The organism is Paenibacillus sp. KS1 (assembly GCF_001680695.1).
In the GTDB taxonomy this organism is placed as follows: domain Bacteria; phylum Bacillota; class Bacilli; order Paenibacillales; family Paenibacillaceae; genus Paenibacillus_B; species Paenibacillus_B suaedae.
On record NZ_MAIS01000003.1, the window covers coordinates 118,833 to 135,434 of the forward strand.

Here is a 16,602-nt window from a genome sequence, read left to right on the forward strand (position 1 = left end):
ATGCGTGATGAGCTTACGGTCAGTAGGAATCATTGGGACAGGTAAGTACGTACCCGAACGTGTGTTGACAAATGCGGACATGGAGAAAATGGTCGATACAAACGATGAGTGGATTGTATCACGAACGGGAATTAAAGAGCGTCGGATCGCGGCAGAGCATGAGGCAACCTCTGACTTGGCTTTTTATGCAGCGGAGAAGGCACTGGAAGCGGCGGGCATCTCAGCAGAAGAATTGGACTTGATTGTCGTAGCTACTGTTACACCAGATATGTCATTCCCGTCCACCGCTTGTCTTGTTCAGAAGCGGCTTGGGGCGACGAAAGCGGCAGCATTCGATTTGTCAGCAGCATGCTCTGGATTTGTATATGGACTTGCTAACGCAAGCAACTTTATTGCAATGGGCACATACAAGTACGCACTTGTAATCGGTGCAGAATGCTTGTCGCGCATTACGGATTACACGGATCGCAATACTTGCATCCTGTTCGGAGATGGTGCGGGTGCAGCGGTGCTTGGTCCAGTACCGGAAGGCCGAGGATTCCAATCCTTCGTCCTTGGCGCGGACGGCAATGGCGGTGAACTTCTGAAAATTGAAGCCGGTGGTTCGCGTATGCCTGCGTCGGCGGAGACGGTTGAAAACAAGCGCCATTATCTTTATATGAACGGTCGCGAAGTATTCAAGTTCGCTGTTCGCATTATGGGAAATGCGGCAGAAGAAGCGCTTGAGAAGGCAGGGAAGAAAAAGGAAGATGTTAGCTTGATGGTTCCACACCAGGCGAATACGCGGATTATCCATGCAGCTCTGGAGCGGCTGAACCTGTCGGAGGACAAATGCGTTATTAATTTGCCTTACTATGCGAATACGTCGGCAGCTTCCATCCCGCTTGCACTTGCAGAGGCTGCAGAGCAAGGCCGCATTCAAGAGGGAGACACGATCCTGCTCGTTGGCTTCGGCGGCGGCTTGACATGGGGCGCTTCGGTTATCGTGTGGTAGAAGGATGTCCTTCTCTGTGATTATGGAAAACACAGTTCTGATTTATACTCATTCATGGATAAGATTAAGGAGTGGACAATCTTGGGTAAAATTGCATTCGTTTTTCCAGGACAAGGTGCTCAAGCGATTGGTATGGGCAAGGACGTCTATGAGGCCGTTCCTGCTGCACAGCAGGCTTTCGATACAGCAGAGCAGGTACTTGGATTCCCTCTGAAGGAGCTCGTATTCAATGGGCCGGAGGAAGACTTGAAGCAGACAGCAAATACACAGCCTGCGCTTCTTGTTACGAGCTATGCACTGTATCGCGCGTTTGAAGCGTCTGGTGTTCGTCCAGACTTCGTCGCAGGACACAGCTTGGGTGAATATAGTGCGCTTGTTGTAGCGGGGGTTCTATCCTTCGAGGATGCAGTCGCTATTGTGCGGCAGCGAGGACAATTCATGGAGCAGGCTGTTCCGCACGGACAAGGTGCCATGGCGGCTGTATTAGGCGCAGAGCGCGAGCAGTTGGGAGCGCTGTGTGATGATATTAGCCGAACAACAGGTTCAGTAGAGATGGCGAACGTAAACTGTCCTGGCCAAATCGTTGTATCAGGTACAGCGGAGGGTGTAGCGGCGGTTGCCGAACGTGGGAAAGAAGCTGGCGCTAAACTTGTGAAACAACTGGCGGTTAGCGGGCCATTCCATTCGCTGTTAATGAAGCCAGCAGCAGAACGACTGGGCGAAGTCTTGAAGACCGTTGCCTTCCAAGATGCTTCTGTACCGGTTGTGGCCAATGTATCTGCACGTCCAGAGGAAGCGGGCGAGCTACTTCGTGAGCTGCTCGTAGAGCAAGTGTTCTCGCCAGTATTGTGGGAAGACAGTGTGCGCTATATGATCGAGCAGGGCGTTGATACATTCATTGAGTTGGGTTCAGGCTCCGTTCTTGCTGGACTGATTAAGAAGATAGACCGTTCGGTGAAGATTGTATCGATCAATAGCCTAGCAGCCATAGAAGCGTACCTTGCAGAATAATTACAGCATACATGCAATCGATATTTTTATCTATCTTATGTCTGCAATTATCATTCTAGTGATGCTGGGCGTAACCCGCTGCGGAATACGCCCAGGCAAGTATAAGGGAGGAACATGACCATGTCGAGCTTTGAAGGCAAAGTGGCGGTTGTCACAGGCGCTTCTCGCGGCATAGGACGAGCAATTGCGCTAAGTCTGGCTGAGGCTGGTGCAAATGTTGTTGTGAACTATGCAGGCAGCGAAGCGGCAGCTAAGGACACTGCAGCTGCGATCGAGGCAATGGGACGCAAAGCCATCACCGTTCAAGCAAATGTGGGCAAGACAGAAGAGGCGGATCTTCTTGTAAAGACAGCGTTGGATCAATTTGGCCGTATTGACATATTGGTGAATAATGCCGGAATTACAAGAGATAATTTAATTATGCGGATGAAGGAAGAAGAGTTTGATCAAGTCATTGAGACGAATTTGAAGGGTGTATTCAATTGCGTAAAGGCAGTGACTCGCCCGATGATGAAACAGCGCTCTGGCCGCATTATTAATATCTCGTCCGTCGTAGGTGTAATTGGCAATCCGGGTCAAGCCAACTATGTAGCAGCTAAGGCTGGTGTAATCGGCCTTACTAAGGCGTCTGCGCGCGAGCTTGCATCCCGTGGCATTACCGTCAACTGTGTGGCGCCAGGCTTTATTGAGACAGATATGACGGATGCACTGTCTGAAGAGATGAAGGGGCAGCTGCTTAGTCAGATCCCGCTTAATCGTCTAGGTCAGCCAGAGCATATTGCGAAGGCAGTTCGCTTCCTGGCATCTGATGATGCGGAATATATGACAGGCCAGACGATCCATGTGGATGGCGGCATGTACATGTAGGAGGCTTCTCCGTTCATGGCAGCATGAACGTTAAGCGATATAATGGGTAGGTGTGCATAAGTGTTGAGCGATCAGCAATAAAGCATCTTTTCCCTAATAAGTGGAAACGACTGTGAGAGATCAGGTCGTTTCTACCAGCAAGCCGTTTTGATATGGCAATTTACAATGTTTTTTCGTATAATACCAAAGAGGAGGTGAACCGGATGTCAGCAGAAGTGTTGGAGCGTGTAAAGCGCATCATCGTTGAACGCCTTGGCGTTGATGAGGCAGAAGTAACGCTTGAAGCATCTTTCAAGGAGGATCTTGGCGCTGATTCCCTCGATGTTGTGGAATTGGTGATGGAATTGGAAGATGAGTTTGATATGGAAATCTCTGATGAAGACGCGGAGAAAATTACTTCGGTTGGAGAAGTAGTGAATTACATACAATCTCATACCTAAGTTACTGAGTCCCGTTCTTCGTTAACGGGACTTCTCCTCATTATTGCAATATCTGAATGCGGCGGTATGCCGCATTCTCCATCATATAGAAGCTTGAACTGCAGAAGTAGAGGTGATTCTGATTGAAGCACAGGGTTGTAGTGACCGGCATGGGTGTCGTGACCGCTCTCGGCTCGGATATTGAGACATTCTGGAATAACCTGTTGGAAGGGAAGTCTGGAGTATCTCACATAGAAGCGTTTGATGTTACCGATTATCCGACGCAAATTGCCGCTTCCGTGAAGGATTTCAATCCAGAAGATTTCATGGATAAAAAAGAAACAAGGCGTATGGATCGATTTGTCCAATTCGCAGTAGCTGCAAGTAAGAACGCCTTGGAAGACGCGAAGCTGGATGTAAGAGAACAGACGAATCCAGATCGTGTTGGCGTTATCGTCGGATCCGGTATTGGTGGTCTTGGCACATGGGAAGATCAGCATACGATATTGATGGAGAAAGGCGTTAAGCGCGTTAGTCCATTCTTCATTCCGATGATGATTGCGAACATGGCATCTGGCCAAGTCTCCATCACTGTTGGAGCTCGCGGACCGAATACAGCAGCTGTATCCGCATGTGCGACGGGGACGCATTCCATTGGCGACGCATACAAGATTATTCAGCGGGGCGACGCGGATGTAATGATCTGTGGCGGAGCAGAAGCGACGATCCGTCCGATCGGTATGGCAGGCTTCTGCGCGATGCGTGCGATGTCGACTCGCAACGATGAGCCAGAGCGCGCTAGCCGCCCGTTCGATGTAGACCGTGACGGTTTCGTTATGGGCGAAGGAGCAGGCGTACTTGTTCTGGAGTCGCTGGAGCATGCTCTAGCACGCGGCGCTCGTATCTATGGGGAAGTGGCTGGCTATGGGATGAGCGGTGACGCTCACCATATGACAGAGCCTGACCCGACAGGAGCAGCATTGTGCATGACTCGTGCGCTGGCGGATGGCGAATTGGCACCAGAGCAGATTGATTACATCAACGCACATGGTACCTCGACTCCAGTAGGAGATCGTTCGGAGACGAAAGCGATCAAGTCAGCGCTAGGCGACCATGCTTATAAGACAGCAGTGAGTTCAACGAAATCCATGACAGGGCATCTTCTCGGTGCAGCAGGTGGCGTAGAGGCAGTCATTTGCAGCTTGGTACTGCAGCATGGCATGATTCCGCCGACGATCAACCTGGAAAATCAGGATCCGGAATGTGACCTCGATTACGTTCCGAACGTAGCTCGTAAAGCTGATGTACAAGTAGCGATGTCCAACTCATTTGGCTTCGGCGGACATAACGCTACAATTGTCTTGAAGAAATACGAAGCATAAGGAGTCAGACAGTTGAGTGTAGAATTGAAGCAGTTACAACAGAAACTGAACATTCATTTTCGGAACAGACAGCTGTTGAAACAAGCGTTCACCCATGCTTCCTATGTGAACGAACACCGCTTCGGCCAGCACCAAGACAACGAACGCCTTGAATTTTTGGGCGATGCTGTGTTGGAGCTGACGGTGTCAGAATTTTTGTATCACCGATGTCCGACACGGCCCGAAGGGGAGTTGACCAAGATGCGTGCTTCCATCGTCTGTGAGCCATCTCTTGTCAAATTTGCTAACCAGCTTGGTTTCGGCAAGTATGTTCTGTTAGGCAAGGGAGAGGAGCTGACGGGAGGACGTACGCGTCCCGCATTGTTGGCGGATGTTTTTGAATCGTTCATCGGCGCGCTCTATTTGGATCAAGGCTTAGAGGTGGTGCGGGATTTTCTGCGTGAGCATATTTTCCCGCAAATCACGCTTGACGGCAAGCTGCAGACGAATGATTACAAGACACAGCTGCAGGAATTGACGCAGCATCACAATTTGGGTTCGCTCGAATATCGAATTATCGAAGAGCGCGGCCCAGCACATGAACGTGAATTCGTATCTGAAGTATGTATGGGTGACGAATGTTTAGGTCGCGGAGTTGGCCGCTCGAAGAAAGAAGCGGAACAACAAGCCGCGGCACAGGCGCTCGAGCAATTAGTCATTCCGAAATCATAACGTACTGGTAAGGCCGGCGCGTGCGTCGGCCAGTTTCGCAGAAAGAGCAAAGAACAGCGCGCGAAGCGAGCGGAATTGGAGCTGCTTACAGGCTGGTTTTTGCTCTTTCTTTGTCCGAAGCTACGTTACCGCGCGGAAATTTGACAGCATGTCCATGCGACGATTCGGATTCGCGATATGGTACAATAATCGTTGAGGTGATCGTAGAACGATGTTCTTAAAAAGGTTAGAACTGGCGGGCTTTAAATCGTTCGCGGATCGGACGGAATTAGAGTTCGTCCAGGGAATCACCGGCGTTGTCGGCCCAAACGGCAGCGGAAAGAGTAATATCTCTGACGCAATCCGTTGGGTGCTCGGGGAACAGAGCGCCAAGTCACTTCGCGGCGGGAAGATGGAAGACATTATCTTTGCAGGCAGTGATGCGCGCAAAGCAGTGAACTATGGAGAAGTGTCCTTAACGCTCGATAACAGCGATGAGACACTTCCGCTTGATTTCAATGAAGTGACGGTGACACGTCGTGTGCATCGAAGCGGCGACAGTGAATATTTTATTAATAAGCAAGCTTGTCGATTGAAGGATATCACCGAACTGTTCATGGACACAGGAATCGGGAAAGAAGCATATTCCATTATCGGACAAGGCCGAATTGAAGAAATCCTCAGTACTCGTTCAGAAGATCGTCGTGGGATATTCGAAGAGGCGTCTGGGATTGTGAAATACAAGTCTCGGAAGCGAGACGCGAAGAAGAAGCTGGATGAGACCGAGCAGAACTTGCTCCGCATTCACGATCTTGTGGTGGAGCTAGAGGATCAGATCGGGCCGCTTAAGGAGCAGTCTGAGAAGGCTAGACACTATAAGCAGCTTCGTGAATGGTTGAAGAACAAAGAAATTGCAGTTTACGTTCATCAAATTGAGGAGCTTCACATCACTTGGCAACAGGCGAACGAGAAGCTAGGACAGTTGAAGGAACGTGAATTGTCCTTGTCAACGGTAGTAAGCGAGCATGATGCCAAGCTGGAAGTGCACCGCATTGAGCTTCGCAAGCTGGAAGAGGAGCTCGAGAAGCTCCAGGCAACGCTTCTTCATTACAGTGAGGAGTATGAGAAGTGCGAAGGACAAGGCGAGGTTCTGAGGGAGCGCAAGCGGAATCTGACGTCCAATGAGCAGCAGATGAAGACAACGCTGACGACGACTTCGGAACGAATGCGTGCGAAGCAGTTGGAAGTGCAATCTGTTCGCGAGAAGCTGTTGGCCTTGCAGACTGAACTGGCTGAAATTCGCGGACTTATCGTTGCCGAAGAGACACGGCTTGCTGGCGTAGCTGGCGGGACAAGCTCAGACGCGGAAGAGAGCTTGAAGGGTCAGCTGCTCGAAGTAATGAATCAAATGGCGCAGCAGCGCAATGATATTCGCTACTATGACCAGCAGAAGGAATCCCTGCAAAAGCGTCTCGATAAAATGAATACAGCACGCAACAAGCGCGAGCAGGAGCAGAAGGATCTTCAGAAGAAGGTCGAAGATGCCAAGCGCCGCAGTGAAACGCTAACAGGAGATTTGGCGTACATTCGTAATCGTTATCTTACAGAGAGTGAGCAGTTGAAGCAGGATGAGTCGCTTCTCTCCGAGACGGAGCAGGCTGTGCGCAAATGGCAGCAAAAAGCCGATGCAATGGTGTCTCGTCGTGATACGATGCAGGAGCTGCAAAATGACTTTGACGGCTTCATGCTCGGCGTACGGGAAGTGCTTAAGGCTGCACGTCGACCGAATGGATTGCAGGGCGTACATGGTGCGGTTGCGGAATTGATCCGTGTGCCAGAGCAATTGGAGACGGCGATTGAGACTGCACTTGGCGCAGCCTTACAGCATATCGTTATGGAGAATGAGTCGGTATCGCGGAATGCCATCATGTTCCTGAAGCAGCGTCAATTAGGACGTGCGACATTCTTGCCGCTGGATGTTATTCGACCACGCTCCTTACATGAGACAGACCGTCGAATTGTGAATGGTACGGAAGGCTTTGTAGGTGTAGCGGCGGATTTGGTAAAGTCGGACGACATATATGCAAGTATTGTCGGCAGCTTGCTCGGCAATGTGGTCCTTGCGAAATCGCTGGAAGATGCGAACCGAATTGCGGCGAAGCTGCAGTACCGTTATCGTGTGGTGACGCTTGAAGGCGATGTTGTCAATGCCGGCGGCTCAATGACAGGCGGAAGCTTGAATAAGAAGAGCGCGAACCTGCTCGGACGCCAGCGTCAATTGGAACAGCTGGAAGCAGATATTAAGGAAGCTGATAAGCAGCTTGCCAAGCTGACGGAGACGTATACGGAGCTGAAGCAGCGCACAACGACGGGACTGAAACGGCTCGATGACCTTCGCGAGCAAGGCGAAACGAAGCGCATCAATGAACAGCAGCTGACGAGCGAGATTGCGCAGCTGGAGAAGGAAGAACGCCAGTTGGCAGAAGCGCTCGAGGTGGAGCAGCAGGAGCTTACACACGCTGCGGAGGAGATGTCCACGCTGGACGCTGGGCGTCGTACCGCGGAGGCTCGGCTCGACGAGTTGAAGATTGATGAGGATCGTCTGCATGTCTCGATTGAGACAGCGGAATCTGCACGCAAGGCGAACGAGTCAGAGAAGGAAGTGCTGCAATCACAGCTTACGGACTTGAAGGTTCGTCAAGGGAAGCTCGATCAGGAATCTTTCTCGCTGCAGGAGCAGTTGACACGCTCTGAGCAGGAAGCCAAGGCGTACGAACAAGAGTATACGCAGTTGACGCAAGGGTTGATTCAGGTACAGATTGATCTGGAGACCGCTGAGCGTGAGACGATGAAGCAGACTGAAGACTTGAACCATTTCCATGTGAAGAAACAAGAAACGGGCAAGCAGATTGAGTTCAAACGTGCGGATCGTGCGCAATGTGTGGCAAGACTGGAGCTTGCAGAAAGCGATACGAAGGAGCAGCGTACGGAGCTGAAGCAAGTGGAGGAGTCGATGCGTCAGACGGAGATTCAAGCGAATCGCCTTGATGTTGAACTGGATAACTTGCTGCGCAAACTCAGTGAAGAGTACGAGATTAGCTTTGAACTGGCGAAGCATCGATACGTAGTACCTGAGAACATTGAGGAAGCGAAGCTGGAAGTGCGCGATCTGAAGAAACAGATTGCAGCACTTGGCGAAGTAAACCTTGGTGCGATCGATGAGTTTGAACGTGTGAATGAGCGCTATCAGTTCCTCAGTGAACAGAAAAATGATCTGATTGAAGCGAAGACGACGCTCTATCAAGTTATCCGCGAGATGGATGACGAGATGTCGAAGCGGTTCAAAGCAACATTCGATGCGATCCGCAAACAGTTCGTAGTCGTGTTCTCCAAGCTGTTCGGCGGTGGACGGGCTGATCTCGTTCTGATTGATCCGGAACATATACTGGAAACGGGGATTGACATTGTGGCGCAGCCACCAGGCAAGAAGCTGCAAAATTTACAGCTGTTGTCCGGCGGTGAGCGTGCCTTGACAGCAATGGCGCTGCTATTTGCGATATTGCATGTGAAGCCAGTGCCGTTCTGCGTGCTTGATGAGGTTGAAGCGGCACTCGATGAAGCAAACGTTACACGCTTCGCCCAATATTTGCGTGAATTCTCCGAGCAGACTCAGTTTATCGTCGTCACGCATCGCAAAGGGACGATGGAAGAAGCTGATGTACTGTACGGTGTCACGATGGAAGAGGGCGGCGTATCGAAGCTCGTATCCGTGAAGTTGGAAGATGACGAAGCAATCATTGCATAAGGGGCGGGGAAGGACATGAGTTTTTTTAAGAAGCTGAAGGAAAGCATCGCGGCAAAGACCGAGTCCGTAACGAATATTTTCAAGGAAGGCTTGGAGAAAACTCGCAAAGGGCTCGTGGAGAAAGTAACGGAGCTTATTACGCGGCGCAAAAAGATTGATGAAGCTTTCTATGAAGAACTTGAAGAAATCTTAATCGGTGCCGATGTTGGTGTGACAACGGTTATGAACTTGATTGATGAGCTTCGCGCTGAGGTGAAGAAGCGTAAAATCGAGGAAGCAGCTGAGCTGCAGCCGGTATTGTCCGAGAAGCTTGTCGGGCTTCTGCGTGGCGATGATACAAGCAAGCTGAATATGAATCCGAATGGCATGACGGTTATTTTGTTCGTTGGTGTCAACGGTGTCGGCAAGACGACTACGATCGGAAAATTGGCACATCGGTTCAAGCAGGAAGGTAAATCTGTCCTTCTCGCTGCCGGAGACACATTCCGTGCTGGTGCAATTGAACAGTTGGAAGTATGGGGACAGCGTGCTGGTGTCGATGTTATTAAGCAGCAGGCAGGCTCTGATCCTGCTGCGGTGATGTTCGATGCGGTGCAGGCTGCGAAGCAGCGCAATGTTGATGTGCTGCTCTGCGATACGGCCGGTCGCTTGCAGAACAAGTCGAACCTGATGGAAGAACTGAACAAGATCTTCCGTGTCATTCAGCGTGAAGTACCTGACGCTCCACATGAGGTGTTGATGGTGCTTGATGCAACCACAGGGCAGAATGCTCTCAATCAAGCGAAGCTGTTCGGCGAGAAGAGTGGAGTTACTGGTTTGGTGCTCACGAAGCTTGATGGCACAGCGAAGGGCGGTATCGTCATAGCAATCCGTCAAGAATTGAACTTGCCTGTGAAGCTGGTCGGACTCGGCGAGAAGATGGGGGATTTGCAGGAATTCGATTCCGAGCAGTTCGTCCATGCCTTGTTCGCAGGATTGATTGCAGAAGCAGAGCAAGCAGAAGATGAGCAAGCGGATGATCAGCAAGCTTAAATCGAATCTGAATACGGATAGAAGGCGTCCCACTTAGGGACGCCTTTTTTGCAAGATGATGCTGGTTGAGAAAAAGGAATGGTTTCTCTTCCCTCTTGTTATCACAGGTATTTTGAATATGAGCTTGTGTATGGCGAAATCAAATTTGTAGAGTGCTGCGCTGCGAAAGCGGCTGATTTGACAGTTCAGGCATAGTCTGAACATTTGATAATTGCCTGCATTCCCGAAAAGCAAAATGCGTACAGCCCTGGCATTGAACGTTAACAATGCGAGTCAGTGCATAATCTATGGCAGTTCCAGTACGTTGGAAGAAATGTTCAGTCCCGATCATCGTTGCCAGACCCGTTTTGTTCATGATCCCTTCAGGTTGGGGAGCAATGCCGGTTATCAGTACGATGCCTCCATGCTGGCGGATGCGACTAACGAATGCAGATAGATGCGCAGCGGCTGTTGTATCCATATATGGCACGCGCCCCATTCGTAAGATTAGTACACGAGGAGTTTCCTCGAATTGTGATGCGAGTGATTGCTCCAGCATATGAGCAGCACCGAAAAACAGCGTTCCTTCGATGCTTACGATACTAATTTGCGGGCATTTTCGTCCATCATTTACGACTCTCGCAGATACTTTGGCTTTGTGATCCTGCGGATCGGGCAGAACTTTATTCACCTTCACTTCTTCACTCATTCGTTTGATGAACAAAATAATGGACACCGCGAGACCTGCTTGAACGGCGACTGTCAGGTTCGTGAACACAGTGAGCAAAAAGGTAATACATAAAATAAGTGAATCTGCCGTTTTGGTACGTGCAATCTTCGCAAATGTTTTACGCTCGCTCATGTTCCAGGCAACCATCATCAATATCGGTGCCATTGCAGCGAGTGGGATTGCCGAAGCATAAGGAGCAAAGAATAGCAGCACGAGCAGTACGACGATGGCATGCACCATCCCGGAAATCGGAGAAGCAGCTCCGCTGCGTATATTGGTAGCCGTACGAGCAATTGCACCGGTTGCAGGAATTCCCCCGAATAATGGTGCGATCATATTCGCAATGCCTTGCCCGATCAGTTCGCGATTGCTGTTGTGTCTTTCACCTGTCATGCTGTCGGCAACAAGCGCGGATAACAGAGATTCCACTCCGCCGAGCAGTGCAATGACGAATGCTGGCTGAAGCAGCAGAATGATACGATCCCAGCTTAGCGCTGGACAGTGGAAAGCTGGAATGCCGCTAGGTATCGTTCCGAACGTCGTTCCAATCGTAGCAACCTGATCAGGATACAACCAGGCTGCTGCCAAGCTGGCTAAGAGTAGACCGACTAGAGAAGCCGGAATCTTCGGCATATACTTCGGCACGAGAAGGAGGGCAGCAAGACAAATACAGGATGTTAGAACACTGTAGATGTTGAACGCTGGGATATGAATGATCAACTCGCGCATATTGGCGATGAAGCTATCCTGCTTCTCTAAGTGAAGCCCTAAAAAATCGGCAATTTGACCTGTAAAAATAATGACGGCAATCCCTGAGGTAAAACCGATGGTTACAGGCCGCGGGATGAAACGTATCACGGCTCCTAAGCGCAGCAATCCCATCAATACAAGCATAATACCTGCAAGGAAGCCAGCGATTAGCAGGTTCTCAAATCCATATTGCATGACAATGGCGAACAAAATCGGAATAAATGCGCCTGTAGGGCCTCCGATTTGAAACTTGGATCCACCAAGGAACGAAATAAAAAATCCGGCGATAATCGTCGTATATAAGCCATATTCAGGCTTGACGCCGGAGGCTATGGCAAATGCCATGCCTAATGGGATGGCAACCACACCGACAATTAAGCCTGCAATCATATCTTTCTTGAATGATTGGAAGCTGTAGTTGGCATAGCGTCCGCACCACAACGGTTTCATGTATAATACCCACCATTTCTAAATATTTGATTATTTGAATATTTAAAATGATAAAGGTGTTTTGCATACCTGTCAAAGCGTATAGGAAGGGGTGTGGCATGCTTTTATACAAAAAAGAGAGGAAACAGGAGTCACGGACTCATATTCCTCTCTTTTTTAGGATGATTCTTGGTTTTTCATGTTTTTCAACATGGATATGGAATTGACTAAGTGATTGTTGAATATTTGCTTCGCGACTTCAAGTAAATCCTTGATCATTGGGTCACGCAAGGAATAAATGACAGAGGTTCCATCCTTAACGCCGTACACCACGTTTTTATTGCGCAGAACAGCTAACTGCTGCGATACAGAAGATCCCTCCGTGCCAAGTATGGCTTGTATCTCGTTAACCGTTTTATCCCCTTCACATAAGATCTCAAGTATCTTAATTCGAAGAGGATGCGCTAAAGCTTTGAAAAACTCCGCCTTAAAATGTTGAATATCCGGATACATGATGGCTTTCTCCCTTATTCACAATAAAAGATTCAAAATAGGTTAGTGTTAGTTTACCACAAAACGAACGTTCGCGAAAAAGGGATTGCAAAATCAAGTTCGAATGAAGATGTATTGAAGATAGAAATATAAGCGAGATTTATTCTACCATAAAATACTATAATTTATATTTTAAGATTATATTGACAGTTAGATCAAATCTCAATATGATGTACAGGTGATAATGATTCTCAATGTTGATGTGAAGTGAATTTAGCTGCTTTATGTTGGACACCAGGGGGTAGTAACTTTTGAAAAAGAAATATCAAGCAATACTAGCGATTTTATTCACAGTACTTCTTGTCGCGGGATGCGGCTCTCAAGCAAGTGAGGGCGGCCAAGTGGGTGAAAGTAAACCAGCCGCTAAGGAAACAGGAGCCGTGCGAGAAATTAAGCATGAGCTTGGTACAACAGAAGTGAAAGGATCGCCCAAGCGGGTCGTTGTACTCGAATATTCCTTTGTTGATGCACTTGCATCACTTAATTTGAAGCCTGTCGGCATTGCCGATGACGGAAATAAAGATCGAATCCTGAAGACGCTGGCGGATAAGATTGGAGATTATACGTCAGTTGGGACTCGCAAGCAGCCAAGCCTGGAAGTAATAAGCTCTCTGCAGCCGGATTTGATTATCGCGGATTGGAAACGTCATAAAGCGATTTATGAAGATTTGAAGCAAATTGCTCCTACAATCGTGCTGAAGAGTCTAGAAGCAAGCTATGAAGACAATTTGGCTTCCTTCCAGACGATAGCGGATGCCCTGAACATGAGTGAGGAAGGGAAAAAGCGGTTGGAGCAGCATAAGGATAAAATCAATGCTTTGAAGGCTCAAGTGCCGCCATCAGACGAGAAGCAGACCGTCATGTCGGCTGCTTTGCGCAAAGAAAGCTTCAAGGCGCATACATCTTCCTCCTATGACGGAGCCGTATTGGAAAAGGTCAGCCTGATGAATGCGATACAGGATCCGAAGGAACCCTATGCGGAGCTTACTTTGGAGCAGTTGCTGAATATCAATCCAGATATTTTGTTCTTGATGAAGACAGATGGAGAGCAAACGATCGTGGACGAGTGGTCCGTAAATCCGTTGTGGCAGGAGCTCAAGGCCGTGAAGAACCAAAAGGTCATTGAAGTGGATCGCAATTTATGGACACGCTGGCGTGGCATCGTTGCCGGGGAATTAATGATGGAAGAAGCAATTTCGAAACTGTACGGCAGCGGGAAAGCGGAGAAATAATTTGTGCGACAGGAAGCGGGCGAGGTAGGCGTTACTTGTTAACGCCTATTTTTTGTCTGCCTAGGAACGAGAAAGAAGGAGGCATTGTAACGCATGACGGGATTACATCGCGGCGGAAGGCGCAAGGCGTTCGGCCTGTCACTGCTGCTTGGCTTCGCATTATTATCGGCAGGGGTCATGATTAATGTGTCACTGGGCTCTTCCTCGATTTCATTTCCAACTTTGCTGAAGGCCTTGTTCTTCGCGGACAGAACGAAGGAGATGCTTATCGTGCAGGAGATCCGATTGCCCCGTGCGCTAATCGCGATTCTGATCGGTGCGAGTGTGGCAGTTGCGGGTACGATTATGCAGGCGATGACGCGCAACCCGCTTGCTAATCCACAGGTGTTCGGCGTCAATGCGGGCGCTTCGCTCGTAGTCGTAGCATCAACGGTATTCCTGCCGGAGCTGACGCAGCAGCAGCTTGTTTATTCCGCATTTGCGGGAGCGGCCTTAGGCGGCTTTATCGTGTATTTCATCAGCGCAGGTGGGGATTTGAAGCCGGCTCGGCTCGCCATTGCCGGAATGACCATCCATTTTTTTCTTTCGTCCATAACACAAGGATTGATCTTGTTCCATGAGAACACGACGGACAGCATTCTCTATTGGCTGGTCGGCGCGATAGGTAATCGGAATTGGCATCATGTTGGTGTGCTTCTTCCATGGGCAAGCATCGGCTTGCTGGGTGCTATGGCTCTGGCGAAGCCGTTAACGATGCTGAGCATGGGGGATGATGTAGCAAGGGGGCTTGGGGCAAGAATCGAGGCAACGCGGTTTGCCGGCGGTCTGCTCGTCATTATTTTGGCAGGAGGATCGGTGTCCGTTGCCGGCCCGATTGGTTTCGTGGGTTTGCTAGTACCGCATATCGTCCGGCTGATGGTCGGCGTGGATCTGCGTTATGTACTGCCTTGCTCCGCCCTGTATGGATCGGTTCTGCTGGTGTATGCGGATATTGCTTCACGCTATATATCGTATCCGTATGAGGCGCCAATCGGGATTGTTACTGCCATGCTGGGGACACCATTCTTCTTGTACTTGGCATATGCAGGAGGGAAGCACAATGAATAAATCTGCAAATATGGCGCGCCGCCATCGGCTCGTCGTACTCGCATTAGTTGCGCTGCTTCTCATCGTGGGTCTGATCAGTCTTGGAGTGGGGGCGGTCTATATAACGCCGAACCAAGTGATCGAGACAATGTTGGGGCATAGCAAGGAACATGCGTTCATCCTTGGCAAATACCGTTCGCCCAGAATCGTCTTGTCCGTTCTTGTGGGTGCCGGACTTGCTATATCAGGAGCTGTCCTGCAGGGCGTACTGCGGAATCCGCTGGCCTCTCCGGATGTGATCGGAATTACGAAGGGGGCAGGCCTGGCGGCTTGTGCAACCATTATTTTATTTCCCGGGTCATCGGCAGTCGCGCTGCCTTTATCCGCGTTTGCAGGAGCGGCTTTGGTAGCCCTGCTTCTATTTGCATTTGTATACAGGCGCGGAGCTCGTCCCACGACGCTGGCACTGACGGGCATAGCGCTTGGAGCGATGTGCGATGCAGGCATCCAGTACTTCATGTTCAAATATCCGGTCAGCGTCAATGCAGCACTTATTTGGCTTACCGGAAGCATATGGGGCAGAGGCTGGGACGAGGTAATGGGTGTGCTGCCGTGGATGCTGACACTCATCCCGCTTGCGCTGCTGCTGTCTTCGAGGCTGGATGTACTGAGTCTGGGGGATGATGTAGCGACAGGCCTGGGAGAACGGGTGAAGCGTCTTCGTCTTGCGCTGGTGGCTGTTTCGGTAGCCTTGGCAGGTGCATCGGTGGCGGTTGTCGGCGCGATTGGCTTCGTGGGCTTGATCGCTCCGCATATGGCGCGCCGGCTTGTTGGCGCCAAGCATGGCATTCTCTTGCCCGTATCGGGCTTGTTAGGCGCTATCTTGGTGTTGACGGCCGACACGCTTGGACGTGCCATCGTTCCGCCAATCGAATTCCCGGCGGGGTTAGTGACTGCCGTAATCGGTGCTCCGTATTTCCTTTACTTATTGCGCAGAGAACGCAAGATTCGTTCCTAGCTCGCGCCCAACTCTCATAGGTGAATGTTGACTCTAATGATATAATAATAAGCATATCGTTCCAGTATAGGATGGTGAGCCTGTGGATTACGCGAGATTAAGTAAAGAGGTTTCTTACGCGCTTCGTCATGCGCCATGGGAGTATGAGTTGGAGATGGATGAAGAGGGCTGGGTGGGGGTTGAGCAACTTTCCCATGCACTTCACTTCAGCCATCCAGGGCGAAGTTTGCTAGAGACAGACTTTGTAAGAATGATTGAGCGGTCAGACAAGAAAAGGTTCGAGGTGCTGGATGGAAGGATTCGGGCAATGTATGGCCATTCGATACCGCACAAAATAAAGAAAAGCGCAGCTCATCCGCCAGATCTGCTGTATCACGGAACGTCTCGGCGCATCGTAGACCAAATACGCAGAGAAGGACTGCGCCCCATGGCGAGACAGTATGTTCACCTATCTGCGGATCAAGAGACGGCCATGGTTGTAGGAAGACGAAAGGACAATAGCCCTGTAATACTTGTTATTGATGCGGCGAGAGCCGCGCATGAAGGAACTTTATTCTATCACGGCAATCATACGATCTGGTTAGCTGATTTCATTGCACCGCAATATATAAGTGAATAAATGTGGA

The 16,602-nt window shown here is 49.9% G+C and carries 14 protein-coding genes; 12 read left to right on the top strand and 2 right to left on the bottom strand.

Annotated features, from left to right (window positions below; translation table 11 throughout):
- Window positions 1-7: 7 nt before the first annotated feature.
- The 8 genes from BBG47_RS02085 (at window position 8) to ftsY (ending at window position 10,200) form a co-directional block, all read left to right on the top strand.
- The gene (locus BBG47_RS02085) at window positions 8-994 is read left to right on the top strand and encodes a beta-ketoacyl-ACP synthase III (protein ID WP_021256600.1); all 987 of its coding nucleotides are present in this window, start codon (window positions 8-10) and stop codon (window positions 992-994) included.
- An 81-nt stretch (window positions 995-1,075) separates the two neighbouring features.
- A complete protein-coding gene (gene fabD, locus BBG47_RS02090) occupies window positions 1,076-2,005 on the top strand; it encodes an ACP S-malonyltransferase (RefSeq protein WP_065290313.1) in 930 nt (309 codons plus the stop codon).
- A gap of 120 nt (window positions 2,006-2,125) precedes the next feature.
- A complete protein-coding gene (fabG, locus tag BBG47_RS02095) occupies window positions 2,126-2,872 on the top strand; it encodes a 3-oxoacyl-[acyl-carrier-protein] reductase (RefSeq protein WP_065290314.1) in 747 nt (248 codons plus the stop codon).
- Window positions 2,873-3,075: 203 nt separating this feature from the next.
- Window positions 3,076-3,312 (top strand): acyl carrier protein, encoded by a 237-nt coding sequence (gene acpP / locus BBG47_RS02100; protein ID WP_005551886.1) that lies wholly within the window; start codon window positions 3,076-3,078, stop codon window positions 3,310-3,312.
- 122 nt (window positions 3,313-3,434) lie between these two features.
- The gene (gene fabF / locus BBG47_RS02105) at window positions 3,435-4,673 is read left to right on the top strand and encodes a beta-ketoacyl-ACP synthase II (protein ID WP_021256597.1); all 1,239 of its coding nucleotides are present in this window, start codon (window positions 3,435-3,437) and stop codon (window positions 4,671-4,673) included.
- A gap of 12 nt (window positions 4,674-4,685) precedes the next feature.
- On the top strand, window positions 4,686-5,384 hold the full coding sequence (gene rnc, locus BBG47_RS02110; protein ID WP_021256596.1) for a ribonuclease III: 699 nt from the start codon (window positions 4,686-4,688) through the stop codon (window positions 5,382-5,384).
- Between the two features lie 211 nt (window positions 5,385-5,595).
- Complete coding sequence (smc, locus tag BBG47_RS02115; RefSeq protein ID WP_065290315.1) at window positions 5,596-9,168, top strand: chromosome segregation protein SMC; 3,573 nt, start codon at window positions 5,596-5,598, stop codon at window positions 9,166-9,168.
- 15 nt (window positions 9,169-9,183) lie between these two features.
- Window positions 9,184-10,200: a signal recognition particle-docking protein FtsY gene (gene ftsY / locus BBG47_RS02120; RefSeq protein WP_065290316.1), complete on the top strand. Its 1,017-nt coding sequence runs from the start codon at window positions 9,184-9,186 to the stop codon at window positions 10,198-10,200.
- A 139-nt stretch (window positions 10,201-10,339) separates the two neighbouring features.
- Here ftsY and BBG47_RS02125 read toward each other — a convergent pair whose 3' ends face one another.
- Together BBG47_RS02125 and BBG47_RS02130 are read right to left on the bottom strand one after the other, a co-directional pair.
- Entirely contained in the window at window positions 10,340-12,109 is a 1,770-nt protein-coding gene (locus BBG47_RS02125) for a SulP family inorganic anion transporter (RefSeq protein WP_065290317.1), read from the bottom strand.
- 156 nt (window positions 12,110-12,265) lie between these two features.
- On the bottom strand, window positions 12,266-12,601 hold the full coding sequence (locus BBG47_RS02130; RefSeq protein WP_021256592.1) for an ArsR/SmtB family transcription factor: 336 nt from the start codon (window positions 12,599-12,601) through the stop codon (window positions 12,266-12,268).
- Window positions 12,602-12,891: 290 nt separating this feature from the next.
- On the opposite strand from BBG47_RS02130, the gene BBG47_RS02135 reads away from it, so the two are divergent.
- The 4 genes from BBG47_RS02135 to BBG47_RS02150 all read left to right on the top strand — a co-directional run bounded on the left by BBG47_RS02135 (window position 12,892) and on the right by BBG47_RS02150 (window position 16,595).
- Complete coding sequence (locus BBG47_RS02135) at window positions 12,892-13,872, top strand: ABC transporter substrate-binding protein (protein WP_065290318.1); 981 nt, start codon at window positions 12,892-12,894, stop codon at window positions 13,870-13,872.
- Between the two features lie 93 nt (window positions 13,873-13,965).
- Window positions 13,966-14,979, top strand: a complete 1,014-nt coding sequence (locus BBG47_RS02140) for a FecCD family ABC transporter permease (RefSeq protein WP_065290319.1) — start codon at window positions 13,966-13,968, stop codon at window positions 14,977-14,979.
- On the top strand, window positions 14,972-15,976 hold the full coding sequence (locus BBG47_RS02145) for a FecCD family ABC transporter permease (RefSeq protein WP_065290320.1): 1,005 nt from the start codon (window positions 14,972-14,974) through the stop codon (window positions 15,974-15,976). Before BBG47_RS02140 ends, BBG47_RS02145 begins: the two co-directional genes overlap by 8 nt.
- A gap of 82 nt (window positions 15,977-16,058) precedes the next feature.
- Window positions 16,059-16,595: an RNA 2'-phosphotransferase gene (locus BBG47_RS02150; protein WP_065290321.1), complete on the top strand. Its 537-nt coding sequence runs from the start codon at window positions 16,059-16,061 to the stop codon at window positions 16,593-16,595.
- Window positions 16,596-16,602: the final 7 nt, after the last annotated feature.